The 25,549-nt window shown below is 72.0% G+C and carries 19 protein-coding genes; 9 read left to right on the top strand and 10 right to left on the bottom strand.

Annotated elements, in window-relative coordinates:
- The first annotated feature begins 214 nt into the window (after positions 1–214).
- The gene (locus AB0C12_RS33940; protein ID WP_360554045.1) at positions 215–1,564 is read left to right on the top strand and encodes an MFS transporter; all 1,350 of its coding nucleotides are present in this window, start codon (positions 215–217) and stop codon (positions 1,562–1,564) included.
- 10 nt (positions 1,565–1,574) lie between these two features.
- Here the strand turns inward: AB0C12_RS33940 and AB0C12_RS33935 are convergent, their stop codons facing one another.
- The 3 genes from AB0C12_RS33935 to AB0C12_RS33925 are packed head-to-tail and all read right to left on the bottom strand — an operon-like array spanning position 1,575 to position 4,172.
- Positions 1,575–2,243: a response regulator transcription factor gene (locus AB0C12_RS33935; protein ID WP_360554044.1), complete on the bottom strand. Its 669-nt coding sequence runs from the start codon at positions 2,241–2,243 to the stop codon at positions 1,575–1,577.
- A complete protein-coding gene (locus AB0C12_RS33930) occupies positions 2,233–3,804 on the bottom strand; it encodes a sensor histidine kinase (protein ID WP_360554042.1) in 1,572 nt (523 codons plus the stop codon). The genes AB0C12_RS33935 and AB0C12_RS33930 overlap by 11 nt, the downstream gene beginning before the upstream one ends.
- Positions 3,801–4,172 (bottom strand): hypothetical protein, encoded by a 372-nt coding sequence (locus AB0C12_RS33925; protein ID WP_360554041.1) that lies wholly within the window; start codon positions 4,170–4,172, stop codon positions 3,801–3,803. The genes AB0C12_RS33930 and AB0C12_RS33925 overlap by 4 nt, the downstream gene beginning before the upstream one ends.
- Before the next feature lie 210 nt (positions 4,173–4,382).
- Here AB0C12_RS33925 and AB0C12_RS33920 point away from each other — a divergent pair, with 210 nt between their 5' ends.
- Entirely contained in the window at positions 4,383–5,594 is a 1,212-nt protein-coding gene (locus AB0C12_RS33920; RefSeq protein WP_360554039.1) for a PQQ-dependent sugar dehydrogenase, read from the top strand.
- A gap of 9 nt (positions 5,595–5,603) precedes the next feature.
- On the opposite strand, the gene AB0C12_RS33915 is transcribed toward AB0C12_RS33920, so the two are convergent.
- From AB0C12_RS33915 to lon, 3 genes are all read right to left on the bottom strand, one after another.
- Positions 5,604–7,037, bottom strand: coding sequence for an MFS transporter (locus tag AB0C12_RS33915; RefSeq protein WP_360554038.1), 1,434 nt, complete (start codon positions 7,035–7,037; stop codon positions 5,604–5,606).
- A gap of 28 nt (positions 7,038–7,065) precedes the next feature.
- Positions 7,066–7,866: a DNA-formamidopyrimidine glycosylase family protein gene (locus tag AB0C12_RS33910; RefSeq protein ID WP_360554036.1), complete on the bottom strand. Its 801-nt coding sequence runs from the start codon at positions 7,864–7,866 to the stop codon at positions 7,066–7,068.
- Positions 7,867–7,943: 77 nt separating this feature from the next.
- Complete coding sequence (lon, locus tag AB0C12_RS33905) at positions 7,944–10,196, bottom strand: endopeptidase La (protein ID WP_360554303.1); 2,253 nt, start codon at positions 10,194–10,196, stop codon at positions 7,944–7,946.
- A 180-nt stretch (positions 10,197–10,376) separates the two neighbouring features.
- Between lon and AB0C12_RS33900 the strand changes: the two genes are divergently transcribed.
- Both AB0C12_RS33900 and AB0C12_RS33895 read left to right on the top strand, forming a co-directional pair.
- Entirely contained in the window at positions 10,377–11,564 is a 1,188-nt protein-coding gene (locus AB0C12_RS33900) for an MFS transporter (protein WP_360554034.1), read from the top strand.
- Between the two features lie 10 nt (positions 11,565–11,574).
- Positions 11,575–12,261 carry an FCD domain-containing protein gene (locus AB0C12_RS33895; RefSeq protein WP_360554032.1) on the top strand — a complete coding sequence of 229 codons (687 nt, stop codon included), beginning with the start codon at positions 11,575–11,577 and terminating at the stop codon, positions 12,259–12,261.
- A gap of 15 nt (positions 12,262–12,276) precedes the next feature.
- Here the strand turns inward: AB0C12_RS33895 and AB0C12_RS33890 are convergent, their stop codons facing one another.
- From AB0C12_RS33890 to AB0C12_RS33880, 3 genes are all read right to left on the bottom strand, one after another.
- The gene (locus AB0C12_RS33890) at positions 12,277–14,301 is read right to left on the bottom strand and encodes a nitrate- and nitrite sensing domain-containing protein (protein ID WP_360554030.1); all 2,025 of its coding nucleotides are present in this window, start codon (positions 14,299–14,301) and stop codon (positions 12,277–12,279) included.
- 303 nt (positions 14,302–14,604) lie between these two features.
- Positions 14,605–14,964: a hypothetical protein gene (locus tag AB0C12_RS33885; RefSeq protein ID WP_360554029.1), complete on the bottom strand. Its 360-nt coding sequence runs from the start codon at positions 14,962–14,964 to the stop codon at positions 14,605–14,607.
- A 60-nt stretch (positions 14,965–15,024) separates the two neighbouring features.
- A complete protein-coding gene (locus tag AB0C12_RS33880) occupies positions 15,025–15,168 on the bottom strand; it encodes a hypothetical protein (protein ID WP_360554028.1) in 144 nt (47 codons plus the stop codon).
- A gap of 222 nt (positions 15,169–15,390) precedes the next feature.
- Here AB0C12_RS33880 and AB0C12_RS33875 point away from each other — a divergent pair, with 222 nt between their 5' ends.
- From AB0C12_RS33875 to AB0C12_RS33855, 5 genes are all read left to right on the top strand, one after another.
- The gene (locus tag AB0C12_RS33875) at positions 15,391–16,224 is read left to right on the top strand and encodes a metallophosphoesterase (protein WP_360554027.1); all 834 of its coding nucleotides are present in this window, start codon (positions 15,391–15,393) and stop codon (positions 16,222–16,224) included.
- A gap of 187 nt (positions 16,225–16,411) precedes the next feature.
- Positions 16,412–22,378 (top strand): amino acid adenylation domain-containing protein, encoded by a 5,967-nt coding sequence (locus tag AB0C12_RS33870; protein ID WP_360554026.1) that lies wholly within the window; start codon positions 16,412–16,414, stop codon positions 22,376–22,378.
- On the top strand, positions 22,375–22,578 hold the full coding sequence (locus tag AB0C12_RS33865; protein WP_360554025.1) for an MbtH family protein: 204 nt from the start codon (positions 22,375–22,377) through the stop codon (positions 22,576–22,578). Before AB0C12_RS33870 ends, AB0C12_RS33865 begins: the two co-directional genes overlap by 4 nt.
- Positions 22,578–23,297 (top strand): hypothetical protein, encoded by a 720-nt coding sequence (locus AB0C12_RS33860; RefSeq protein WP_360554024.1) that lies wholly within the window; start codon positions 22,578–22,580, stop codon positions 23,295–23,297. Before AB0C12_RS33865 ends, AB0C12_RS33860 begins: the two co-directional genes overlap by 1 nt.
- A 36-nt stretch (positions 23,298–23,333) precedes the next feature.
- Positions 23,334–25,058: an ABC transporter ATP-binding protein gene (locus AB0C12_RS33855; protein WP_360554022.1), complete on the top strand. Its 1,725-nt coding sequence runs from the start codon at positions 23,334–23,336 to the stop codon at positions 25,056–25,058.
- Between the two features lie 2 nt (positions 25,059–25,060).
- Here the strand turns inward: AB0C12_RS33855 and AB0C12_RS33850 are convergent, their stop codons facing one another.
- On the bottom strand, positions 25,061–25,531 hold the full coding sequence (locus AB0C12_RS33850) for a hypothetical protein (RefSeq protein ID WP_360554020.1): 471 nt from the start codon (positions 25,529–25,531) through the stop codon (positions 25,061–25,063).
- Positions 25,532–25,549 lie beyond the last annotated feature (18 nt).

Below are 25,549 nucleotides of genomic sequence, written 5' to 3'. Positions count from 1 at the left end.
ATGGCAGCTCGTCCGCCGCTATCCATACCTCCTCACGACGGCCCTGGCCCGTACCCCACCCGGCAACAGCAGCCGACCAGGTCGCCGCCGGACACCTCTCCGTCGACGAGGCGTACGAGATGTTCTCCGAAAGCGCACTGCGGCTGTGCGGTGTCGCCGGCTCCGCCGGCAAATGAGTGGACATGAACCCCGCTCGAGGTTCTACCGTCGGGCCATGACCGCGCTCACGGGCCACCGCCGAACGTTCTTCCACCTGCTGGTGAGCACCCTGCTGGTGTCGGTCGTCAACTACACCGTCTGGTTCGCGGTGACCTTCTGGGTGTATCTGCAGACCCGCTCGGTCTTCGCCACGGGCCTGGTCGCCGCCGTGTTCCTCGTGCTCACCGCGCTGACCGGGATCTGGTTCGGCAGCCTGGTCGACCAGCACGCGAAGAAGACGATGATGCAGGTCTCCGCGGCCGTCTCGCTCCTGCTGTACGCGGCCGCGTTCACCCTGTACCTCATCACGCCCCCGGTCTCGTTCACCGATGCTGGCAGCATCACGCTGTGGGTGTTCGTCCTGCTGCTCATGGTGGGTGTCATCGCCGGCAGCATCCGGACGATCGCCCTGCCGACGCTGGTGACCGTGCTGATCGACGAGGACGCCCGGGACCGGGCCAACGGGCTGGTCGGGACGACGTCGGGCACCTCGTTCCTGGTCACCTCGGTGATCAGCGGCATCCTGGTCGGGATCGACGGCATGTTCTGGGTGCTCGCGCCGGCCCTGGTGGTCCTGGCCCTCGCCCTGGCCCACCTCGCGGCGGTGCCGGTGCCCGCCCCGGCGGTGGAGGTGCCCGCCGGCGAGCAACGCCGCGTCGACCTGCGCGGGACAATGCGGGTGGTGGCCGAGGTGCCCGGGCTGACCGCGCTGATCCTGTTCTCCGCGTTCAACAACCTGCTCGGCGGCGTCTTCATGGCGCTGCTGGACGCGTACGGGCTGTCGCTGGTCTCGGTGCAGGCGTGGGGGCTGTTGTGGGGTGTGCTGAGCACCGGGTTCATCGTGGGCGGGCTGCTCATCGCGCGTACCGGGCTGAGCCGTAACCCGGTCCGGCTGCTGCTGCTGGTCAACGTCGCCCTGTGGACCGTGACGCTGCTGTTCCCGCTGCGCTCGTCGGTCTGGCTGATGGCCGCCGGCCTGTACGTCTACATGCTGGCCGTACCGTTCGCCGAGGCGGCCGAGCAGACCATCCTGCAGAAGGTGGTGCCGTACGAGCGGCAGGGGCGGGTCTTCGGCTTCGCGCAGAGCGTGGAGCAGGCCGCGTCCCCGCTGACCGCGTTCCTCATCGCGCCGGTGGCCCAGTTCGTGGTCATCCCGTTCATGACCGACGGCGCCGGGGCCCGGACGATCGGCGGCTGGTTCGGCACGGGCGCCGACCGCGGGCTCGCGCTGGTGTTCGTGCTGACCGGGGTGATCGGCCTGGTCGCCACCGTGGTGGCGCTGAACAGCCGGCCGTACCGTCGGCTCAGCGCCCGGTACACGCGAGAGCCGGCGCCGGCTCCGCCCGAGACTGCCGTGACCGGGTGAGTGACCCGGCTCAGTCCAGCAGGCCGACGCGGTGGGCGAACAGCGCCGCCTGCACTCTGTTGTCGCAGGTCAGCTTGAGCAGGATCCGGCTGACGTGCGTCTTGACGGTGCTCTCGGAGATGACGAGGCGCTCACTGATGCCGGTGTTCGACAGTCCCTGAGCCAGCAGCCTCAGCACCTCACGCTCGCGGTCGCTGAGCTCCGCCAGGCGGGCCGACGCCTCCTCACCCGGCGGGGCGGGACGCAGTTGCCGGAGCTGGGTGACAGCCCGGCGGGTCACCGGTGGGGACAGGAACATCTCGCCGGCCGCGACCGCCCGCAGGGCCGGGGCCAGCTCGTCCGCGGCCGAGCTCTTGAGGATGAAGCCGGCCGCGCCGCCCGCGATCGCCTCGTCGATGTAGCCCACCTCACCGAACGTCGTCAGCATGAGGACCGCCGCCTTCGAGCCGCGGGAGATCTCCCGCAGCGCCGCCAGGCCGTCCAGCGCGGGCATCTTGATGTCCAGCAGGACGACGTCCGGACGGTGCCGGATCGTCAGGTCACGGGCCTGCACGCCGTCGGTGGCCTCGGCCACGACCTCGACGCCGGGAATGCCGCCGAGGACCAGGCGGATGCCGCCGCGGGTCAGCTCGTCGTCGTCGGCGATCACGACGCGCAGCGGTGGCGGGTCAATCGACATCGTCGAGCGTCTCCTTCGAGATGAGGGTTCCCGCTCGGAAGCAGAAACGGTATCCCTCGCCGTCCTGGCGTCGCAGCGCGGGCTCGGCCCGGTACACCTGGCAGTCGGCGCCGGGCGGCACCGGGCTGACGGCTGAGCCCGGGCCGGGCCGGGCGGTCCGGTCCGGCAGCTTCTTCCGTACGGCCGTTGCCGGGTCGCCGATCCGCAGCTCGTCATACGTCGCCCGGCTGACGCTCTGTTGCCGGAGACCGATCCACAGACCGCCGGCGCACAACGCGAGCACCAGCACCACGGTGAGGACGGCCGCCGCGGTCCAGACCCGGCGGCGCTGGTCGACGCGCCGCAGATCCTCGCCGAACTCCTCGGCCGGGTTCACTGTCACGCCGCGGGGTTCCGCGGTCACGGGGCCGGTGCCGGCCAGCGGGAGCGTGGCGGCGATCCGGAACCCGCCGCCCGGTTCGGCGCCGTGGTACAGCACGCCGCCGGCGATCCGCACACGCTCGGCCAGGCCGTACAGCCCCTGACCGCTGGTGGCGCCGTGGTGGGGGCGGCCCGGGCCGTTGACGACCTCCAGGATCAGCGCGTCGTCCTCGTACCGGACGGCCGCCCGGACGGTGCTGCCGTGAGCGTGCCGCAGGGCGTTGGTGATGCCCTCCTGCAGCGTGCGGTACGCCGCCTGATCGATCATGGCCGAGACCGGGACCGCCGCACCCGAGCGGTCGAACTCGATGTGCGCGCCGGCCGCCCGGGCGTCGGTGACGAGCTTCTGGACGTCGGCGAGGGTGGCGCGCTGCCGGGGCTCGTCCTCGGGGGACTCCTCGCGCAGCACCGCGAGGATGTCCCGCAGCTCGTCCATCGCGGTGGTGGCCGTGGCGTGCAGCAACCGCAACGTCTCCGGAGATGGTTCCGGTGCGGAGCGCAACGCACCGGTGTAGAGCGATATCAGCGTCAGCCGGTGGCCCAGGGAGTCGTGCATCTCCCGGGCGATCCGGGTCGCCTCGCGGACCCGGGCCCGCTCGGCGACGATCTGCTGCTGCTCGCTGAGATGCACGGTCCGCTCATGCATGAGCGTGAGAATCCGCCGGCGCTGCGCGGAGAGCCGGGCCAGGGTCGCCGGGAACACGATGACGACGATGAACAGGCCGGCGGTGAACAGCACCTGGGCGAGGCTGAACGCGCGCAGCTCCAGCCGGCTCCCGGCGATCTGGCAGGCGAGCACCCCGGTGAGGGTGGCGGCCAGGCGCCCCGCCCCGCGGATCCGGTACCCGGCGGAGTACCCGAGCCCGAACAGCAACACCATGTCCGACCGGCCGGCCACGCTGCCGACAGCCGCCGAGACGACCAGGACAGCCCCGGGGAACCGGCGCCGCCCGGCGACCAGGGCGGCGTCGAGCACGGCGTAACCGGCCAGCTGCGCGGGCGGGACGTCACGGAGCAACGACAGACCAGCCGTCACGCCCGACAGCGCGACGGCCAGCACGATCTCGTACGCGACCCGGCCCGGCCCGGCCGCCCGTACCGTTGCCCACCACGACGCCACCGCCGCTGCCGGATGCCTCATGCGCCGTCGATCCTGATCTGTTTCTTCTCGGTGAGCTTGCCGCCGGCGAAACAGAACCGGAAGAGCGGACGGTTCTTGCTCTCGGTCAGCGGCTTGAGCGCGTAGTAGGCGCAGGTGGCGCCGGCGGGCCGGCCCTGCCGGGTGGGATCGTCGCCGTAGATGGTCTCCTCGTCGTCCTCCAGCGCGGTCGGCAGCGCGTCCCGCACCGCGGTCTCCGCGGCCCCGAGCTGTTGCGCGTCGAACTGCTGCTGCGTGATGGACGACCGGCTGATCTTCCGCCCCGCGTCGAGGGCCTGATAGCCGAACCAGCCGCCGACGCCGCACACCAGCACGACCACGCCGGCGATGATCAGAAGGACCTTGCGCATGTCTGTCTCCTCGTTCCGTCGGATGGCTCCAGGATTCCGAGAAGGCGACCACGGCTCGACGGCCCATCGAATGATCTTCGATCACCGTCGATGGTACGAAAGTGCCACTCCGCCGGCGCACCCCCCGGCGGCGTCTTGGATATCGTCAGCAATCGATATATTGTGGGAGCGCTCCCAGGTTGTGCCCTCCACTCTGCTCGAGGAGCCGATATGTCGCGACGACTCGTTCTGGTCCTGTCCGCGCTCCTGCTGACCTCGGTGTCGGTGCCGGGCATCGCCGCGGCCGGCCCGTCCCACACCCGGGCGGCACCCCTCGCCGAGCTGACCGTGGTGTCCGAACAGGTGGCTTCCGGCCTGCGACGCCCGATCGCGATAACCGGGCTGCCGGACGGCCGCATGCTGATCGCGGAGAAGGACGGCACCGTCCGCTCCTACCACCCCGACACCGGGCTGGCCGCCGCACCGGTGCTCGACCTGACCGCCCGGATCGACACGTCGGACAACGAGCGCGGCCTGCTCGGCATCACGCCCGCCCCGAACTTCTCGCGGACCGGGATCCTCTACGTGGCGTACACGAGCCTGCCGGCCGGCACGCTGACCCTGGCCCGGGTGCCCCTCAGCGCCCCGGAGCGGCTGCAGGTGCTGCTCACCCAGGAGCACTCCGAGTACGGCAACCACAACGGCGGCCAGGTGGCGTTCGGTCGCGAGGGCTACCTCTACTGGTCGCTCGGCGACGGCGGGCACGCGAACGACCCGTTCAAGGCCGGTCAGGATCTCGGCACGCTGCTCGGCAAGATCGTGCGGATCGACGTCAACCGCGCCTGCGGGGCCAAGCCCTACTGCGTGCCCTTCGACAACCCGTTCGTCCGTACGGCCGGCGCCCGGCCCGAGATCTGGGTCTACGGACTGCGCAATCCGTGGCGGTTCTCCATCGACCCGGCCGACAACTCGCTGTGGATCGGCGACGTCGGCCAGGGCCTGGTCGAGGAGATCGACCACATCCGCCCGGCGCAGCGGGGCGCCAACCTCGGCTGGTCCTGCCGGGAGGGCACCCCGGTGTTCGACCCGCAGCAGTGCACGCCGGGCGGGAAGTACACCGACCCGGTCTTCGAGTACGAACACTTCATGACGGAGAGCTGCTCGGTGACCGGCGGCGTGGTGTACCGAGGGTCGCGCACCCCCGAGGCCCGGGGCACCTACATCGCGAGCGACTACTGCTCGACGCTCGCGTTCGCGGTGCGCCCCAAGCCCGGAGGCGGCTACGAGTCCGCCACGATCGGCCGCTTCCCCACCCAGCCGACCGCGTTCGGCACCGACGTGCAGGGCGAGCTGTACGTGCTCAGCGACCTCCCGGGAGCGCTGCACCGGGTGCACTTCGAGCGCGTCCCGCCGCCCTCGAGCGCCGCGGTGGCGAACCGCTGAATCGCGGCGCTATCGGGCGGGAGCGGGTGACGCGGTGGCTGCTTCCTCGGTCACCGCGTCCGCCGCGCGGGGGATCAGGCCGGCCAGCACCACCATGACCACGGACACCAGCAGCATGGCGATGAAGATGCGGTGCACGGCGTCGGTCAGCCGGGCCGGGTCGACGGCGCCGCGGCCGACCACCGCGTTGGCCATCGCGCCGAAGACCGCGACGCCCAGGGCGCTGCCCAGCGAGCGGAGGAAGATGTTGTTCGCGGTCACCACGCCGCGTTCGGTCCAGCCGACGCTGGACTGCGCGGCGATCAGCGTGGGCGCCGCGGTCAGGCCCATGCCCAGGCCGATGACCAGGCAGTAGGCGCCCACCTCATAGACCGAGGACCGCTGGTCCAGCCGCAGCAGCAACGCGACCCCGCCGACCACCAGCGACGAGCCGATCAGGGCGCAGCCGCGGAAGCCGACCCGCAGGTACACCCGCCCGGCCTGGCTGGCGGAGATCGGCCAGCCGATGGTGAGCGCGCCCAGGGCGAGACCGGCCACCAGCGGGCCGGTGCCGAGCGCTTCCTGCACGTACACGGGAATGTAGGAACTGAGGCCGAGCAGGATCGCCCCCACGCCCACCGCCAGGAAGCCGCTGCTGAGCAGCAGCCGGCGGCGGAAGATCCACAGCGGGAGCACCGGGTCGGGCGCGGAGCGCTCGACGAAGCCGAACGCGACCAGCAGGACCACCCCGGCCCCGAGGACCGCGATGCCGGTCGGCGAGGTCCAGGCCCAGGCCTGTCCGCCCTCCAGCACGCCCAGGATCACCAGGGTGAGACCGGCCGCGAGCAGGGCCGCGCCGCGATAGTCGACGGCCGGGCGCCGCCGCTCGACGCGCTCGTGGAAGCGGCGCAGGATCATGGCCCCGGCCAGCAAGCAGATGGGGATGTTGACGAAGAAGATCCAGCGCCACGACACCCACTCGGAGAACACCCCGCCCAGCGTCGGGCCGACCACGGATGCGACGCCCCAGACGCTGGCCACGTACCCCTGGACCTTGGCCCGCTCGCGGACCGAGTAGAGGTCGCCGATGATCGTGATGGTGGTCGGCATGATCGCCCCGGCGCCGAGGCCCTGCAGCACCCGGAAGGCGATCAACGGCACGATGCTCCAGGCGATGCCGCACAGGACCGAGCTGACCAGGAACAACCCGATCCCCCAGAGGATCACCGGCTTGCGCCCGAACAGGTCGTTGAGCTTGCCGTAGATCGGCACCGACACGGCCTGGGCCAGCAGGTAGACGGAGAAGAGCCAGGGGAACTCGGTGAAGCCGCCGATGTCGCGGACGATCGACGGCACCGCGGTGGCGATGATCGTCGAGTCGATGGCGATGAGGCCGGTGGAGAGCATCATGGCCAGCAGGACCGGGCCGCGCGCGGAACGCAGCCCCACATTGTTGTCCGTCACCGTGAGGATCTACCCCGCCCGAGCCGATTCAGGCCTGTTCCCGGCTGCACCACCAACTCGTCCGCCCGCCGACCGTGCTCTTGACCATGGGCGCGCCGTCCCGGGGACAGTGACCGCCCGGGATGCGGAACGGGATGATGCCCAGCGTGTGCACCCCACCGTCCCTGATCGCCGAGCGCACCGCCCGGCGGGTGGCCCGCAGCAGGCGGTCGACGTCGTCGGCGGTGAGCCGGTCGACCCGGCGTCCCGGGTTGATGCGCGCCGACCACAGGATCTGATCGGCCAGCAGGTTCCCGATCCCGGCGATCGCCTCCTGGTCGAGCAGGCGCGCCTTGACCGGCGCCGTGCCGGACGCGAGCGCCGCCCGGAACTCGGCCGGGGTCATCGTGGCCGCGTCCGGGCCCAGCGAGGCGATCGGCGGGTCCAGGCGTACGCGGCCGAGCCGGCGCGGGTCGACCAGCATCAGCCGGCCGCCGTCGGCGAACGTCAGCGAGAAGCGGCCCCACCGGTAGTCGCCGAGCCCGCGGCGGCCCTCCCAGTAGTCGCCGCCGTCGATCTCGCTGCCGTCCGGGTCGGCGATCACGATCTTGCCGGACATGCCCAGGTGGATGCCCAGCTCGGGGCCGTCGTCGCCGGCATCGCACCACATGCTCTTGCCCCGGCGGTGCGCCGCGGTCAGAGCCCGCCCGACCAGCGCGGCGCGGATCTGGCCGGGCCGGTGCGGACGGCACACGTACGTGTCGGAGTCGTCCACGTCGACGATCTCGCGGCGCAGGCCGGCCCGCTCGATGACCGCTCGCGCCGACTCGACTTCCGGCAGCTCCGGCATGGTTTCTCCCCGATCGGCGGACGCGGGAGCCGCCCGGGCCGATCGCCCGGGCGGCTCCCTTTGTCCGGCAACTACCCTCAGGCCGCCGCGACCATGCCGGCGGACACGGGCTCCAGCGCCGAGCCGAGGATCTCCCGGACGTCGGAGACGATGTGTACGGTCAGCGCCTTGAGCACGTCGGCCGGCACCTCGTCGAGGTCGGGTTCGTTGCGCTGCGGCAGGTACACCTCGGTGAGGCCGGCCCGCTGGGCGGCGAGCAGCTTCTGCTTCACGCCGCCGATGGGCAGCACCCGGCCGGTCAGCGACACCTCGCCGGTCATGCCGACCTCGGCGCGCACGTTGCGGCCGAGCAGCAGCGAGACCAGCGCGGTGGTCATGGTGACACCGGCCGACGGCCCGTCCTTGGGCACCGCGCCCGCCGGCACGTGCAGGTGGATCGGGTGGTCCAGCTGCTCCGGGGAGATGCCGAACTCCTCGGCGTGCGCCCGCACGTAGGACAGGGCGATCTGCGCCGACTCCTTCATCACGTCACCGAGCTGACCGGTGACCGACAGCCCGCCCTTGTCGCCGGGCAGCAGCGAGGCCTCGATGTAGAGCACGTCGCCGCCCATCCCGGTCACGGCCAGGCCGGTGGCCACGCCGGGCACGGCGGTCCGCTCGGACGACTCCGGCAGGAACCGGGGCCGCCCGATCAGGTCCTTGAGGTCGGCGGGGCCGATGGTGACGGGCAGGTCCTTGAGGGCGGCCTTGCGGAACGTCTTGGCCAGCAGGCGCTCGAACGAGCGTACGCCGGCCTCCCGGGTGTAGTTGGCCGCGATCTCGCGCAGGGCGTCCTCGGTGACCGTCACCTCACCGGGCGACAGTGCGGCCCGCTCCAGCTGGCGGGGCACCAGGAAGTCGCGGGCGATGGCCACCTTGTCGCTCTCGGTGTAGCCGTCGATCGAGATGAGCTCCATCCGGTCGAACAGCGCCTGCGGGATCGTCTCCAGCACGTTCGCGGTCGCGATGAACAGCACGTCGGACAGGTCCAGGTCCAGGTCGAGGTAGTGGTCGCGGAAGGTGTGGTTCTGCGCCGGGTCCAGCACCTCCAGCAGCGCCGCGGCGGGGTCACCGCGGTAGTCGCTGCCGACCTTGTCGACCTCGTCGAGCAGCACGACCGGGTTCATCGAGCCGGCTTCCCGGACGGCCCGCACGATGCGGCCGGGCAGCGCCCCGACATAGGTACGCCGGTGGCCGCGGATCTCGGCCTCGTCGCGGACGCCGCCGAGGGCGACCCGGACGAACTTACGGCCGAGCGTGCGGGCGACCGACTCCCCCAGCGACGTCTTGCCGACGCCGGGCGGCCCGGCCAGCAGGATCACCGCGCCGGAGCCGCGGCCGCCGACGACCGACAGGCCCCGGGACTCGCGGCGGGCCCGGACACCGAGGTACTCGACGATGCGTTCCTTGACCTCGTCCAGCCCGTGGTGATCGGCGTCGAGGACGGCCCGGGCCGCGTCGAGATCGACGGCGTCCTCGGTCCGGACGGTCCAGGGCAGCTCCAGGACGGTGTCGAGCCAGGTCCGGATCCACCCCGCCTCCGGGTTCTGCTCGCCGCCGCGCTCCAGCTTGCCGACCTCACGCAGCGCCGCCTCGCGGACGTTCTCGGGCAGCTCGGCCGACTCGACCCGGGCGCGGTAGTCGTCGCTGCCGTCGGCCTCGCCCTCGCCGAGCTCCTTGCGGATGGCCTTGAGCTGCTCCCGCAGCAGGTACTCGCGGTTGCGCTTCTCGACCGACTCGCGGACGTCGCTGTCGATCTTGTCACTGACCTCGGACTCGGCCAGGAAGTCACCGGTCCACTCGATCAGCAACCGCAGCCGGGCCTCCACATCGGCGGTCTCCAGCAGCTCGCGCTTGCGGTCGTTGGACAGGTACGGCGCCCAGCCGGCGGTGTCCGCCAGGTCGCCGGGGTCGTCGATGGCACTGACCGAATCGATGACCTGCCACGCCTCACGGCGCTGCAACACCGTGACCACCAGCTGCTTGTACTCGGCGGCGAGCTCGCGGGCGTGCTCGGTGGCCGCGCCGGGCGTGACCGGTTCGGCCTCGACCCACAGGGCCGCGCCGGGGCCGGTCACCCCGCCGCCGATCTTGGCGCGTACGCCCGTACGCAGGACAGCGGCGGGCGACCCGCCGCGGGACTTGCCGACCTGCTGAAGGCTCGCCACGACGCCGTGGGTCGCGTAGCGGTCCTCGAGGCGCGGGGCGATGAGCAGTTCGGAGCCGGCCGAGGTGCGGGCCGCGTCGACGGCGGCCTGCGCCGCCTCGTCCAGCTCGATCGGGACGACCATGCCGGGGAGCAGGACGATGTCGTCGAGGAACAACACGGGGAGTCGCTTGCTGGTCACTCGGTACCTCCGAGAAGTTGAGTATGTCGCGCTCAACCTCGGGGCCGTTCCCGATCTTCCGCTGTTCACTGCAGGCGAAACCCGCACTGGATTCATCCCATAATCCCATGTTTCACTGGTCCGGTGTCCACCACTACCGCCACGCACGCCCCGGCCCGGCTGGCCCGGGGCATCCTGCTCGCCGTCGCCCTGACCGCCCTCAACCTGCGCACGGCAGTGACCGGATTCAGCGTGCTGACCGGGGACGCCGCCGAGGACCTGCACTTCGGGCCGCTGGTCGCCGGGGCCATCGGCACCATCGTCACCGCCTGCTTCGCGGTGGCCGCGTTCGCCGCCCCGCCGCTGGCCCGCCGGCTCGGCCTGGAACGTACCGCCGCGCTGGCGGTGACCGCCACCACCGCCGGCATCCTGCTGCGCGCCGTCGCGTGGTCCCCGGCCGTCATGATCGTCGCCACCGTCATCGCCTTCGCCGGGGTCGGCGCGTCCAACGTCATCCTCATCCCGATCGTGAAGCAGCACTTCCCGGAGCGGCTGCACGCGGTCAGCACCATGTACATGGTGCTGCTCCAGGTCGGCCAGCTGGCCGCGCCGCTGCTCGCGCTGCCGCTGGCCCACGCGTACGGCTGGCGGACGGCCGCAGGCGCATGGGCCGCGGTGACCGCCGTGGCGGCGGTGCTGTGGTTCGTCGCGGTTCCCCGGTCCCGTGCCCGCGCCGTACCGGTCCCGGCCCCGGCACCCGTCTTCTGGCGTACCCCACTGGTGCTGGGCCTGATCGGCCTGATGGCGATGACCACGCTGCACGTCTACACGCTGGTGACCTGGTTCCCGGCCATGCTGGAGGACGCCGGGCTGAGCACGACGGCGAGCGCGCTGCTGCTGTCCTGGTTCGCCGGGCTCGGCCTGATCGCCGCCTTCGTGGTGCCGCCGCTGACCAAGCGCATGCGCAACAGCTACCCGATCGTCGTGGTGTGCGTCGCCCTGATGGGCGTCGGCTACGGAGGCATGCTGACGGCCCCGGCGGCCGGCGCCTTCGTCTGGGCGACCGCCTTCGGCCTGGGGGTGAGCACGTTCCCGCTCTGCCTGACCCTGATCGGCGCCCGCGCGGCCGACCCGCAGAGCGCCTCCCGGCTGTCCGGCCTGGTCCAGGGGGTCGGCTACGGCATCGGCTGCGTCGGCCCGCTCACCCTCGGCGCGATCAACCAGCTCAGCGACGGCTGGGACTCGACGTACGGGCTGCTGGCGGCCACCCTGCTGATCACCCTCGGCGCCGGCTGGGCCGCGTGCCGGCCGGTCCCCGCGCCCGCCGATTAGGCTGCACTGCGTGTCCCGCCCGAGTTTTGATCGCGCCGCCCTCAGCACCCGCGTGACCGACCTCTTCCGGTCCCAGGTCACCGACGGCAGCTGGCCGCTGGGCAGCAAGATCCCGACCGAGTCCGAGCTGGTCGAGTGGAGCGGCGCCGGACGCAACACGGTCCGCGAGGCGATCGGCTCCCTGGTACAGGCCGGCATCCTGCGGCGCGAGCAGGGCCGCGGAACCTTCGTGGTGTCGACGTCCGACCTGCGTTCGTCGGTGTCCCGCCGGGTCGCGGCCACGTCCCGCCGCGACAGCCTGGAGCTGCGGCTGGCGCTGGACGCCGCGGCCGCCCGGATCGCCGCGGTCCGCCGCACCGACGCCGACACCGAGCGCCTGGTCACCCTCCTGCACGAACGGCAGAACGCCTGGACCGGCGGCGACGCGCACGAACGGGTGCGCGCCGACTCGGCACTGCACCGCGCGGTGGTCGGCGCCACCCACAACGCGCTGATGCAGGAGGTCTACGAGGGACTGCTCGGCGTGTTCGAGGAGGTGCAACTGCACGACGTGGCGGGCGAGACGGACGCCCTGGCCCAGCTGCACACCGACCTGGTCGAAGCGATCGTCGACGGCGACTCCGAACGCGCGGCGGCCACCATGTCGACGTTGCTCCAGCCGATGATCGAGGGCGCGGAGCCGGCCACCCCGGCCTGACGGCGTGGCCGCGTGTTACCGGTCTTGACTGTCCCCTGCGGCATGCCGGGGGACCGCGCTCTGCTCGGCCGTTCCTCGGCGGCCCTGAGCGACCATGCCCACCAGCTTGGCCGCATTGGAGCGGCGGGCTCCCCCGCCCGGTGCCGTGACCGGCGCGGCCACCGGGACGGCCAGCTCGGACGGAAGCGTCACCGTCGCGATGACGCCGCGGCGCGGTGACGGCCGGAGCACCACACCGATCCCCCACTGAGCGGCCAGGAACCCGACGACGAACAGGCCGAGCCGCGCGCTCTTGGCCGGGTCGAACTCCTGCGGCTCGGCCAGGCGTCGATTGGTCTCGTCGAGGACGGACCGGGACATCCCCAGGCCCTGGTCCTCGATCTCGATCGTCACGCCGTCCGGGACCCGTTGGGCCGACACCCGCACCGGCGTGTCCGGCGGTGAGAACGTCGTACCGTTCTCCAGCAGCTCGGCGAGCAGGTGCCCGAGGTCGGTCACGGCCGGCTCCGGCACCTCCGCGTCCGTCAGCGGGCCGAGCTCGATCCGTTCCGCGTGTTCCACCTCGCCCGCCGCCCGGGTGATGACCCGGGCCAGCGGCTCCGGGCCGAATCCGCGCCGGCTGCGCGCGGAGCCCGCGAGAATCACGAGGTGTTCGGCGTGCCGGCGCATCTGGACGGCCAGCTGCTCGGCCCGGGCCGTCGCGCGTTCCGCGGTGGCGTCCCCGGCCGGCGTCCGGGCGAGGGCCTGGAGCTGCCGGTCCACCAGCGTCTGGTTGCGGCGGGCGATGTTGACCAGGGCCTTGTTCATGTCGTAGCGCAGCGCGGCCTCGCCGGCCGCGGAGTCGATCGCGCTCTGCTGCACCTCGCTCAGCGCGGCTCCGACGTCGGCGATCTCGTCGTCGCCCAGGGACAGGCGCAGCGGGTCTCGGTCCGTGTCGATCTGCTCGCCCGCCCGCACCCGCATGACCATCTCGGGCAGTCGCCGATGGGCCAGCTCGTTCGCCGCTGTGCGCAGGACGGACAGCCGCCGCACCACGGAACCGCCGACGCGGATCGACAGGACCAGTGAGGCCAGGATCGCGATCAGGCCCAGCAGGCCGGACACGCCGAACCGGGTCAGGATCCGGTCGCGTTCCGCGTCGGCGAACTCCGCGGCCTTGCCGTAGCCGTTGGCCAGGAAGTCGTACAGCTGGCGGACGGCCGGGATGAAGGTCGCCTTCCACTCGGCCCGGGTGGTCGCCACCGGCCCGCCGAGACCCTCGTCGCGGATGATCCGGTCCTCGGCCGTCCGCAACGCCACGAAGTTGGGGCCGCTCAGCATGCTCTTGAAGGCGGCCTGGTCCGGCGCCGGCAGCGTGGAGCCGGCGACCGGGATCTGGAAGCGCAACGCCCCGACGATCTCGCTGAGCTGCCGGCGCTCCCCGGCGTCGAAACGGCCCGCCGCCGTCACGCCGGTCAGCAGGGCGTCCTCCTGATGCAGCAGCTCCCCGGCCCGGCGCATGGCGACCGAGGTACGCATGACCCGTTCCACCAGCGGATCGCTGGAGACGGCAGCCGCGGTGGACACGCTGAAGGCGGAGCCGATGATGCCGTTGTAGCCGCTCACGGCCACGGCCCGGGTGATGCTCCCGGCGTCGACCTGGGTGCGCAGCAGGGTCAGCGAGTCGCGCGCCGCGAGCATGTCCGCGATCCGGGACCGGGTGATGTCGCCCGAGATGCCGCTGCCCCGGTAGCGCCGGGAGAGGTCGCGGAACTCAGCGACCGCCGCGTCGGTGGCCGCCCGTTGAGTGCGGAGCGCGCCGACGTCTCCGGCGGCCACCGCCAGGACCTCGACGGACAGGCTGCGCTCGGCCTGCAGGGCCGCCACCATCTTGTCGCACGGCTGGCTGACGTTGTCCTGGGTGTGGTCGGTGTCCCGCAGCGCCGCCGCGTCGGCGAACGACGCGTGGACGTCCAGAACCCACAGCGCGGTCAGGGCCACGACGGGCACCAGCAGCACCAGGATGATCTTGGAACGGATGGACCTCGGTTTACGCCCCACGAGACCTCATTCATGGCAGTTCCGGCGTGCCCGTGGATCAGGTGGACGTCCCCGGGCCGCCATTTGGGATCGCTCCCATGTGAGTACTCGGTTGCAGCGGTCCTGGTTCAGAATCCGCCGAAGGTGCCCGGAAAGACGACAGATCCTGCCCGTACGCGCGACGGCCCGGCCAGAGCCGCCCCGAGCCGGTCCCCCAGCGAGGCATCGCAGGATCAGGCCGGCGGCGGCGAGCGCGAAGGCGCCAGCTGTCGTCCCCCACAGCACCGGGGTGGGGGTGTCGGGACGACGGCGAACTGAACCGTTTCAGGCCGCCTCATTGCTTCGCCAGCCGTGCTTCAAGGATGAATGCCCACCGGGATGCCCGACGAACAGGGTGCAATCCAGGTCGTCGCGGTCCTCCGCGACCGGGTCCTGACGCACCGGGCACCAGGTGTACGGGTTGATCTCGGACGCGCTCAGCGTCCACTGAACCCACCACATCGTCTCCTCGACCTGCTGGCCGAGCGCGGCGTGGGAGCCCGGATGGCCGCGTTCCAGCTCACATCCGAGTTCGGACTGCACGCTCGGCGCCGGCACCGGGAGCTCACCGAAGAAGGCGAGCTGTGCCGCGTCGAGGGTGATACGGGCGGGGCAGGCAACCGGATCTTCGCTGTCCATGGACATGCATCCATTGTTGCCCTCCCTGCGACCCTCCCACACCTGACAACTGAACCGGTTTTGTCATCAAGCCTTGATCACTTCGTAGAGGGCGGTCCAGCCGTCGCCGGTGACGAAGTACGCGCCGTGGCCGGCCGCCCAGGTCGCGGCCGCGCGGGACGCGTCGGGCGTGTCGAAGCGGCGGTTGACGAGGGCACGGCCGGCCGGCAAGCCCGGGTCGCGACCCAGGGATCCGGCACATCGCCTCGTAGTCGGTGAGTGGTGATCTACTGGGAGCTCGACACCTACGGCGTCCGGCGCTTCGGTGAGCTGCGGCGGGGACTGCCCGGGGGGGCCGGCAGCAGGTCGAGCGCCTTGCCGCTGAGGGCGGCCTCGTCGCGGGCGTCAACCCGCTACCCGGGCCCGCGCCGGAGCTCTGACATGATCGATGCGGTGACCGGGAGCCTGTTCGCCGTCAGTGATCTGCACGTCTCGTACCCGAGGAACAGGAAGATCGCCGGCCGGCTGCGCCCGGAGTCGGCCGACGACTGGCTCATCGTGGCCGGTGATGTCGGCGAGGTCTTCGCCGACGTCGAGCAGACGCTGGCCGGGCTGCGGGACCGTTTCGCCACGGTGATCTGGGCGCCCGGCAACCATGAGCTGTGGACCCACCCGAACGATCCGGTGCAGCTGCGCGGCGTGGAACGCTACGACGCGCTCGTCCGGATGTGCCGGGACAACGGGGTGCTCACCCCGGAGGACGACTATCCGGTGTGGACCGGACCGGGCGGCCCGGTCACCGTGGCGCCGCTGTTCCTGCTCTACGACTACTCGTTCCGGGTGCCCGGGGTCACCGGCAAGGAGGAGTCCCTGCGCCGGGCGTACGCGGCCGGCGTGGTCTGCACCGACGAGATGATGCTGCATCCGGCGCCGTTCCCGGACCGGGAATCGTGGTGCTGGGACCGCGTGGCGCGCACCCGCGAGCGGCTGGACGCCATTGACCCGGCGATGTCCACAGTGCTGGTCAGCCACTGGCCGCTGGTCCGCGAGCCGACCGAGGTCCTGCGCTATCCGGACTTCGCGCAGTGGTGCGGCACCGAGCTGACCGCGGACTGGCACCGGCGGTACCGCGCGACCGTGGCGGTCTACGGCCATCTGCACATCCCCCGGACGACCCACTACGACGGCGTCCGCTTCGAAGAGGTGTCCCTCGGTTACCCACGGGAGTGGGTCCGTAGGGGCACTCCCCCGCAGCCGATGCGCCGGATCCTCGGCGACGGGTCATAGGTACGCCCAGCTCGCTGCCTTGACCACCGTCAAATCCACTTTGTACCGGACACGCTCCTAGGACTCTTTCCGGACCGCTTTTGTGCACTTTATTTCCGGTGATTTGTCTCATCTTGATCCGCCCACGCTGAAAGAGCAGATTGGCACGATCTCAGCACGTCGGCGTGACAGCGGAGGAGACGAGCCATTGATCAGCTCTGCCGAAGAGGCCCGGACCCTGCCGGAGATGTTCGCCGCGCAGGTCGCACGCGCCGGCAGCGACCCGGCTGTGGTCGCCGACGACGCCACGGTGTCCTTTCAGGAGCTGGACGAGCGGTCGAACCGGCTGGCCCGCGTCCTGGTCGCCCAGGGCGTCGGCCCCGAGGTCGCGGTCGGGCTGGTGCTCAACCGGTCGATCGAGTTCGTGGTCGCGGCGCTGGCGGTGGTGAAGGCCGGCGGCAGCTACGTCCCGGTGGACGCCGCCTATCCGGCCGCGCGGGCGGCGTTCATGATGTCGGACGCCCGGGTGCGGTGCGTGGTGACCACGACCGCCACCCGGGCCTCGGCGACCGCGGGCGTCACGGAGCTGGTGCTGGACGACCCCAAGACCGCTGACGAGATCGCCGCGAACGACGCCGGCATCCTCCGGGACGCACAGCGACACGCCCCGCTGCTGCCGGAGCACGCGGCCTACGTGATCTACACGTCGGGTTCGACCGGCCGGCCCAAGGGCGTCGTGGTGACCCATCGCGGCGTGACGAACCTGGCGACGGCGCAGCGGACCCTGCTCGGGCTCGGTCCGGGCAAGCGCCGCCTGCAGTTCGCCTCGGTCAGCTTCGACGCGTCGGTGTCCGAGTTGTGGTCGACCCTGCTGTCGGGCGCGACGCTGGTCGTGGCGGACGGGTCGCGGCTGGTGCCCGGCCGCGCGCTGGCCGAGCTGGTGGAGAGCCGCGGTGTCACCCACGTGACGCTGCCGCCGTCCCTGCTGTCAGCGGTGGAGACCGGTGGTGGGCTGCCGGACGGCGTGACGCTGGTCGTCGCCGGGGAGGCCTGCCCGCCCGCGATGGTGGCCCGCTGGTCCCGGAACAGGGTGATGCTCAACGCCTACGGGCCGACCGAGACGACGGTCGCCGCCACCGTGAGCGCGCCCCTCGGCGCGGAGGGGACGCCGCCGATCGGCCGGCCGATCCCCAACGTCCGGGCCTATGTCCTCGACGACCTCCTGCGGGAAGCCGCGACCGGCGAGCTCTATCTCGCCGGTGCCGGCGTGGCCCGCGGCTACGCCGGCCGGCCGGGCCTGACGGCCCAGCGGTTCGTGGCCGACCCGTTCGGCCCGCCCGGGGAGCGGATGTACCGGACCGGGGACGTGGTGCGCCGGCTTCCCGACGGCCAGCTGGAGTTCGTCGGCCGCGCGGACGCCCAGGTCAAGATCCGGGGCGTACGGGTCGAGCCCGGCGAGGTGGAGGCCGCGCTGATGGGCCTGGCCGGAGTCGATCAGGCCGTGGTGCTGGTGCACGGCGCGGGCGCGGACCGGCGGCTGACGGCGTACGTGGTCACCGGGGCCGGCCACCGTGACGTGGGCACGCTGCGGCGACGGCTCGCGGCGGTGGTCCCGGACCATCTCGTGCCGCCGGTGTTCGTGCTGATGGACGCGCTGCCGGTGACCGGGAACGGCAAGGTCGACCGCCAGGCGTTGCCCGAGCCCGGCACCACCGCCGACGAGCGGGAGTACGCGGCGCCGGTGGGCGCGGTGGAACAGACGCTGGCCCGGCTGTGGGAGGAGATCCTCGGCGTGCCCCGGGTCGGCCGCAACGACGAGTTCTACGCCCTGGGCGGGCACTCGCTGATGGCGACGCAGCTGGTCAACCGGGTGCGCTCGGTGCTCAAGGTCGAGCTGCCGGTCCGGGACCTCTTCGAGACGTCGAACCTGGCCGAGCTGGCCCGGCGGGTGTCGGTCCTCAAGGGCGGGACCCGGCCCGTGCTGCGCCGCCGCACTCGCCCGGCGGTGGTGCCACTGTCGTACCCGCAGCAGCGGCTGTGGCTCACCGCGCAGCTGCGCGCGAACGACACGGCGTACCACATCCCGGTCGTGGTCCGGCTGACCGGCGAGCTCGACATCGCCGCCCTGCACGCGGCCGTCACCGACGTGGTCCGGCGGCACGAGCCCCTGCGTACGGTGTTCCCGTTGCTGGACGGCGAGCCTCAGCAGCGGGTCGTGCCGATGGCCGACGTCGGTCCGCTGCTGGTCCGCGGCGAGGTCGAGGCCACCGAGCTCGGCCGGGCGGTGGACGGGCTGGTCCAGCGCCGCTTCGACCTGACCAGGGACCTGCCGTTCCGGGCGCACCTGCTCACGGTGGGACCCGGCGACCATGCCCTGGTCCTGCTGCTGCACCACATCGCGGCCGACGGTTCCTCCATGGAGCCGTTGATGCGCGACTTCAGCGAGGCGTACGAGCAGCGCCGCGCGGGCCGGGCCCCGCAGTGGACCGAGCTGCCGGTGCAGTACGCGGACTTCGCCCTGTGGCAGCGCGACGCGGTCAAGGTGGCCCGCGATCAGGTGGCGTACTGGACCGACCTGCTGCGCGGGGTGCCCGACGAGTTGCCGCTGCCCACCGACCGCGTCCGGCCGGCTGTGGGCACGTACCGTGGCGGTTCGGTGCCGTTGAAGGTGCCCGTCGACGTGCACGAGAGCCTCGTCGCCCTGGCCCGTCGCCACGGCGCGAGCGTCTTCATGGTGGTCCAGTCGGCGGTGGCGGCGCTGCTGTCGCGCCTGGGCGCGGGGGCCGACATCCCGCTCGGCTGGCCGGTCGCGGGACGGGTCGACGAGGCCCTCGACGATCTGGTCGGCTTCTTCGTCAACACCCTGGTGCTGCGGGCCGACCTGACCGGCGATCCGTCGTTCGAGCAGCTGCTGACCCGGGTGCGGGAGCAGGACCTCGCGGCGTTCAGCAACCAGGACGTGCCGTTCGAGAGCGTGGTCGAGGTGCTCAACCCGGCCCGGGTGCCCGGCCGGCACCCGCTGTTCCAGGTCATGGTGGCGTTGCAGGTCGGCCGGACCGCGGTGCTCGACCTGACCGGCGTCGACATGAAACGGGTCGCGGTCGGTTCCGGCTCGGCCAAGTTCGACCTGAGCTTCCAGTTCGTGGAGTTCTCGGACGCCGGCGGACGGCCCGCCGGGATGGGCGGTGAGCTGACCTTCGCCGCCGACCTGTTCGATCGGGACACCGCCAAGCGCATGATCGAGATGCTCGGCCGGCTGCTGGCGGCGGCCGTGGCGGATCCCGGCCGGCCGATCGCCCGGCTGCCACTGCTGAGCGCGGACGAGCGCCGGGTGGCCGAGCAGGCGAGCGCCGGCGACGTCCGGGACCGGACCGGACCGTGGATCCACCAGCTGATCGAGGGCCACGCCCGGGCGACACCGGCCGCGCCGGCCGTACGGTTCGAGGGGCGGACCCTGCCGTACGCCGAGCTCAATCGCCGGGCGAACCAGCTGGCCCACCGCCTGATCCGGGCCGGCGCCGGACCGGACGGGCTGATCGGCATCAGCATGGAACGCGGTTTCGACCTGGTGGTCGCCGTGCTCGCCGTGATGAAGACGGGCGGCGCGTTCGTCCCGCTCGACCCCGACCTGCCCGCCGCCCGCCGGGCGCTGATGATCGCCGACCTGGGCACCGCCGTGGTGCTCACCCACGGGCCGGTCCGGCCGCGCCTGCCCGAGGACCCCGGCCTGCTGTTGTGCCTCGACGAGCAGGCCGCCGCCCTGGCGGCGGAGCCGGAGCACGACCCCGCGGTCGCGGTGACCGCCGAGGACACCGCCTACGTCCTCTACACCTCCGGCACCACCGGGACGCCCAAGGGCGTGGTGAACGTCCGCGGTGCGATCGGGAACCGGTTCGCCTGGATGACCGAGAAGTTCGCCCTGACCCCGGGCGACCGCGTGCTGCAGAAGTCCCCGGTCACCTTCGACACCTCGGTCTGGGAGCTGCTCTGGCCGCTGACCTGCGGGGCGACCGTGGTGATGGCCCGGCCGGACGGGCACCGCGACAGCGGCTACCTCGTCGGGGTCATCCGCGACGAGGGGGTCTGCCTGGCCGACTTCGTGCCGTCGATGCTGGAGATGTTCCTGGCCGAGCCGGGCGCCGAGCGGTGCACCGGCCTGCGCCACGTCATCGCCGGCGGGGAAGCGCTGCCGCTGGGCCTGCGCAGCCGCTTCTTCGAGGCGCTGCCCGGCACCAGGCTCCACAACCTGTACGGGCCGACCGAAACAGCGATCGGCGTGACCAGCTGGGACTGCCGGCCGGACGACGACGGCCGCACGGTTCCCATCGGCCGCCCGATCCCCAACGCCCGGGTCTATGTCCTCGGGGCCGACGCCGAGCAGCTGCCGGCCGGCGTGCCCGGTGAGATCTGCATCGCGGGCCGTCCGCTGGCCCGCGGCTACCTCAACCGCCCCGGGCTGACCGCGGAACGGTTCGTGGCGGACCCGTTCGTGCCCGGCGAGCGGATGTACCGCACCGGCGACCGGGGGCTGCGCCGCGCCGACGGCGCGATCGAGTTCCTCGGCCGGCAGGACGACCAGGTCAAGATCCGCGGCGTGCGGGTCGAGCTGGGTGAGGTCGAGGCCGCCGCGGCGGCGCTTCCCGGGGTACGCCGGACAGCGGTCACCGTACGCGGGACCGGCGTCGACGCCCGTTTGATCGCGTACGTGGTGGCCGACCCCGCGACGGACGTGGCGGTGTTACGGCGGGAGATGGCTGCCGCCGTACCCGATCATCTGGTGCCCTCGGTGTTCGTGGTGCTGGACGCCCTGCCGCTGACCGCGCACGGCAAGGTCGACCGGCTCGCCCTGCCGGACCCGGGCGACGCGATCGAGCGGGCCTACGTCGAGCCGGCCGGCGCCGTGGAGCAGGCCCTGGCCGGGTTGTGGGCGCAGATCCTCGGCGTGCCCCGCGCGGGCCGCGACGACAACTTCTTCGTCCTGGGCGGGCACTCGCTGCTGGCCATGCAGCTGGTCAATCAGGTCCGGTCGGTGCTGCGCGTGGATCTGCCGTTCCGCGCGGTCTTCGAGAGCGCGACGCTGGCCGACCTGGCCGGTCTGATCGAGGGCCTGCCGACGATCGCGGCGCCCAGCGGTTCCGCGGAGACCGAGAAGCGGATGCGCCGGCTGGTCGCCGACGCGCTGGACGTCGCTCAGGTGGCCGCCGAGGACAACATCTTCGACCTCGGTGGCGGCCGGGAGACCGTCGAGCGGCTGAGCCGGGCCATCGAGGCGGAGTTCGGCGTCGGTGTCAATCCGCTCGTGGTCGCCGCCGTGCCGACCGCGCGGAACCTGGCCGGCTGGGTCGCGGCCGGGCCGGACGACGCGGCGCTGGACGTGCTGGTGCCGCTGCGGCCGCACACCGGGACCACCTCACTGTTCTGCGTCCATCCGCTCGGCGGCCTGAGCTGGCTCTACTACCCGCTGGTCAACGCCGTGCCCGAGGAGGTCGGCGTGTACGGCGTCCAGGCGCGCGGCCTGCGCCCCGGTGACGCCATGCCGGCCAGCCTGACCGCGATGGCCGCCGACTACGTCCAGCAGATCCGCGTCGTGCAGCCGGAAGGTCCCTACCACCTGCTCGGGCTGTGCGCCGGTGGCGAGATCGTCCACGAGATGGCCGTGCAGCTGCAGCGGGACGGCCAGCGGGTCCAGCTGCTGGCGATGCTGGACTCCCGGCCCACCCCGCACCGCCGGGCGACCCGGGTGGCCCGGCTGAACGCGGTCGCGCGGCACTTCGACCTGGACGTGCCCGCCGAGCAGCGGCATCTGCTGACCGGCGACGCCCTCTACGACCAGCTGCGGCAGCGCCAGGGCCCGTACTCGTTCCTGATGCGGCAGAAGGGGCGGGCGATCGTCGACTTCTACGAAAACATGATCAAGCTCGTGGACAACCACGAGTTCGGCCTCTTCGACGGCGACGTCCTGTTCGTCGAGGCGGCCGCGGCGCGCACCCCCGAGCAGTACTTCTCCCCGATGTGGCAGCGGTACGTCACCGGCCACATCGACGTCCTCGTCCTGAGATACCTGCACCGGCAGCTGGCCCGGGCGGAGGTGCTGGAAATGATCGGCGCCCGGGTGGCCGAGCACCTCGACCGTTCCCCCAGCGCGCCGACGACCACCGGAAGGCCGGCCGAATGAGCAACCCCTTCGAACGTGACGACAGTCCGTACCTGGTCCTGGTCAACCACCAGAACCAGCACTCGCTGTGGCCGGAGACGATCGACGTGCCGGCGGGCTGGCGGACCGTGTCCGGCCCGGACACCCGCGACGCCTGCCTCAGCTACATCGAGCGGGAGTGGACCGACATCCGTCCCGCCGGCCTGGCCGGGCCGGTGTGATGCCGGCAGCCCGGTCCGGCCTCCTCTTCCTCTGGGGCACGCCACGGTCCCGGTCGACGGCGTTCCTGCGGATGATGCTCGAACGCGGGGACCACGAGGTCTACCACGAACCGTTCTCCAGCATCGTCGTGCAGGGCCACGCGACGGTCGGCGACGCCACCGCCACCAGCCACGCCGAACTGCTGAAACTGCTCGACGAACGGGCGCGAGACCGGCGCGTCTTCGTCAAGGAGACGACCGAGTACGACTACCTCGGCCACGGCGGCGAGGACATCCCGGCCACCGGGTCGCACACCTTCATCATCCGCGACCCCCGCTCGGTGATCGCCTCGCACTACGCGATGAACCCGGACATGGTCTGCGCCGAGGTGGGCTACGGCCACCAGGCCGAGCTCGCCCGGCGGGTCCGGGAGGCGTCCGGGGCCACCCCGCACGTCGTCGAGGCCGAGCGGTTGATCGCCGCGCCGGCCGAGGTCGTCCGGCGTTACTGCGAGCACGCCGGGATACCGTTCCTGGCCTCGGCGCTGGCCTGGCAGCCGGGTGACCACCGGGTCTGGAGCCGGACCCGGCCGTGGCACCGCGACGTCGCGAACAGCTCCGGCTTCACCGAACCGCGTCGCACGTACGCGGACACGGTGGACAACCATCCGAAGCTGGCCGAGTGCTACCGGTGCCACCTGCCGCACTACGAGTTCCTGCGGGCGTGGGCGGCCCGTTAACCTCGGCTCATCCCGTACGGAAGAAGGTCGTGGTCTTTGCCACACGTCTCGCTGCGCCGCATCGCCCGGCTGTTCAAGGCGCACCGCCTGCGGCTCGCCGTGGTGACCCTGCTCATCATGGCGTCCTCCGTGCTGGGCATGGCGTCCCCCTTCCTGTTGCGCGAGGTCATCGACCGCGCGCTGCCGGAGAAGAACGTCACGCTGCTCGCCTGGCTGGTCACCGGCATGGTGGCCGTCGCCGCGGTGAGCGCCGCCCTCGGCGTCGTCCAGACGTGGATGTCCGCCACGGTCGGCCAGCGGGTCGTGCACCAGCTGCGGATCGACGTCTTCACCCACCTGCAGCGGCAGTCGGTGGCGTTCTTCACCCGGACCCGCACCGGCGAGATCCAGTCGCGCATCACCAACGACGTCGGCGGCGTGCAGTCGGTGGTCACCTCGACCGCCGCGTCGATCACCGCCAACCTGACCACCGCGGTGGCCAGCGCGGTGGCCATGGTCGCGCTGTCCTGGCAGCTCTCCCTGGTCTCGCTGATCGTGCTGCCACCGGCGCTGCACCTGAGCCGCCGCGTCGCGAAGATGCGCAAGGAGATCACCGCCCTGCGCCAGACCGAGCTCGCCGACCTCAACGTGACCATCGAGGAGGGTCTGTCGATCAGCGGGGCCCAGCTGAGCAAGACCATGGGTGCCGGGGATGCGCTCGTCGAGCGGTTCAGCCTGTCCTCGACCCGCCTCATCGACCTGCAGATGCGCTCGCAGCTGGCCGGCCGGTGGCGGATGGCCACGATGAGCATCATCTTCGCCGCCATCCCGGCGGTCATCTACCTCAGCGCCGGACTGCCGCCGACCGCCGGCACGCTCAGCATCGGCACCCTGGTCGCCTTCACCACCCTGCAGGCCGGGCTGTTCCGGCCGCTGATGGGCCTGCTCAACGTCGGTGTCTCGCTGAGCACCTCGAAGGTGCTGTTCGGACGCGTCTTCGAATACCTGGACCTGCCGGTCGAGGTCGACGACCCGGCCCAGCCGGTCGAGCTGCCCGAACCGGTGCGCGGGCACCTGCGCTTCGAGAACGTGACCTTCCGTTACCCCGGCAGCACCACGGCCGCGATCGACAACGTGTGCCTGGACGTGCCGGCCGGCACGTCACTGGCGCTGGTCGGCGAGACCGGCTCCGGCAAGACGACCATCGGCGCGCTGATCGTGCGGTTCCACGACCCGGCCGCCGGCCGGATCACCATCGACGGCATCGACCTGCGCGACCTGCGCCTGGCCGACCTGGCCGGGGTGGTCGGGCTGGTCAGCCAGGAGACCTACCTGCTGCACACCACGGTCCGGGAAAACCTGCGGTACGCCCGCCCGGACGCCACCGACGCCCAGATCGAGCAGGCCGCCCGCGCCGCGCAGATCCACGACGTGATCGCCGGGCTCCCCGACGGCTACGACACCGTCGTCGGCTCGCGCGGGCACCGCTTCTCCGGTGGTGAGAAGCAGCGCATCGCCATCGCCCGGACGCTGCTGCGCGACCCCCGCATCCTGGTCCTGGACGAGGCCACCAGCGCCCTGGACACCTCCACCGAACGGGCCGTGCAGCGGGCCTTCGACGAGCTGGCCCGCGGCCGCACCACGGTGACGATCGCGCACCGGCTGTCGACCGTACGCAACGCCGACCAGATCGCCGTGGTCGACCACGGCCGCATCCTCGAACACGGCACCCACGACACCCTGGTCTCGGTCGGCGGCCGGTACGCGGCCCTCACCGCGTGAGCTCAGAGCTCGTCCAGCAGCAGGACGCCGTCGGCGGAGTAGAAGTTCGCGCGGACGTACCCGGCCCAGTCCTCGATCTTCGGGTCCTCCGAGTGCGACAGCCACTCGGCGAGGTGGGCGTGCTCGTCGGCGTACCCGTTCGCCGCGAGCCAGCGCAGCGTCTCCTGCCGGCCGGCCCCGAAGATGGCCTGGGCGTCGGAGCCGATGCCCAGATCCATGTCGCCGGTGCGGAACTTCGCCGCGTACAGGCGGGGTGCGTCCGCGGGATCACCGATCAGGAACAGCAGGTAGGCCGCCACGTAGATCTGCTCGAACTCATCGCTCTCGCCGTAGTCGGAGCCTTCGCGCCAGGTCCTCTCGAGGTCGAAGATCTCCCGCAGCAGCGCGTGGTGCGGCCGGGGGTCGTCGACGTTCACCATCCGGAGCGCTTCCCGGCGCCGGGCCGGACTCGACAGATCCACAGACTCGGACACGGGTGCACAGTAGTCGAG

The organism is Actinoplanes sp. NPDC048967, from assembly GCF_040649415.1.
Taxonomy (GTDB): Bacteria; Actinomycetota; Actinomycetes; order Mycobacteriales; family Micromonosporaceae; genus Actinoplanes.
This window is presented reverse-complemented; position numbering and strand designations above follow the sequence as displayed.

Excerpts from the sequence above, each read along its gene's own strand:
- lon (WP_360554303.1), bottom strand. The coding sequence starts at position 10,196 with ATGGTCGTCCCGATCGAGCTGGACGAGGCGGCGCAGGCCGCCGTCGAC.
- AB0C12_RS33910 (WP_360554036.1), bottom strand. The coding sequence starts at position 7,866 with ATGCCGGAGCTGCCGGAAGTCGAGTCGGCGCGAGCGGTCATCGAGCGG.
- AB0C12_RS33925 (WP_360554041.1), bottom strand. The coding sequence starts at position 4,172 with ATGCGCAAGGTCCTTCTGATCATCGCCGGCGTGGTCGTGCTGGTGTGC.
- AB0C12_RS33940 (WP_360554045.1), top strand. The coding sequence starts at position 215 with ATGACCGCGCTCACGGGCCACCGCCGAACGTTCTTCCACCTGCTGGTG.
- AB0C12_RS33935 (WP_360554044.1), bottom strand. The coding sequence starts at position 2,243 with ATGTCGATTGACCCGCCACCGCTGCGCGTCGTGATCGCCGACGACGAC.
- AB0C12_RS33860 (WP_360554024.1), top strand. The coding sequence starts at position 22,578 with ATGCCGGCAGCCCGGTCCGGCCTCCTCTTCCTCTGGGGCACGCCACGG.
- AB0C12_RS33885 (WP_360554029.1), bottom strand. The coding sequence starts at position 14,964 with ATGTCCATGGACAGCGAAGATCCGGTTGCCTGCCCCGCCCGTATCACC.
- AB0C12_RS33920 (WP_360554039.1), top strand. The coding sequence starts at position 4,383 with ATGTCGCGACGACTCGTTCTGGTCCTGTCCGCGCTCCTGCTGACCTCG.
- AB0C12_RS33930 (WP_360554042.1), bottom strand. The coding sequence starts at position 3,804 with ATGAGGCATCCGGCAGCGGCGGTGGCGTCGTGGTGGGCAACGGTACGG.
- AB0C12_RS33865 (WP_360554025.1), top strand. The coding sequence starts at position 22,375 with ATGAGCAACCCCTTCGAACGTGACGACAGTCCGTACCTGGTCCTGGTC.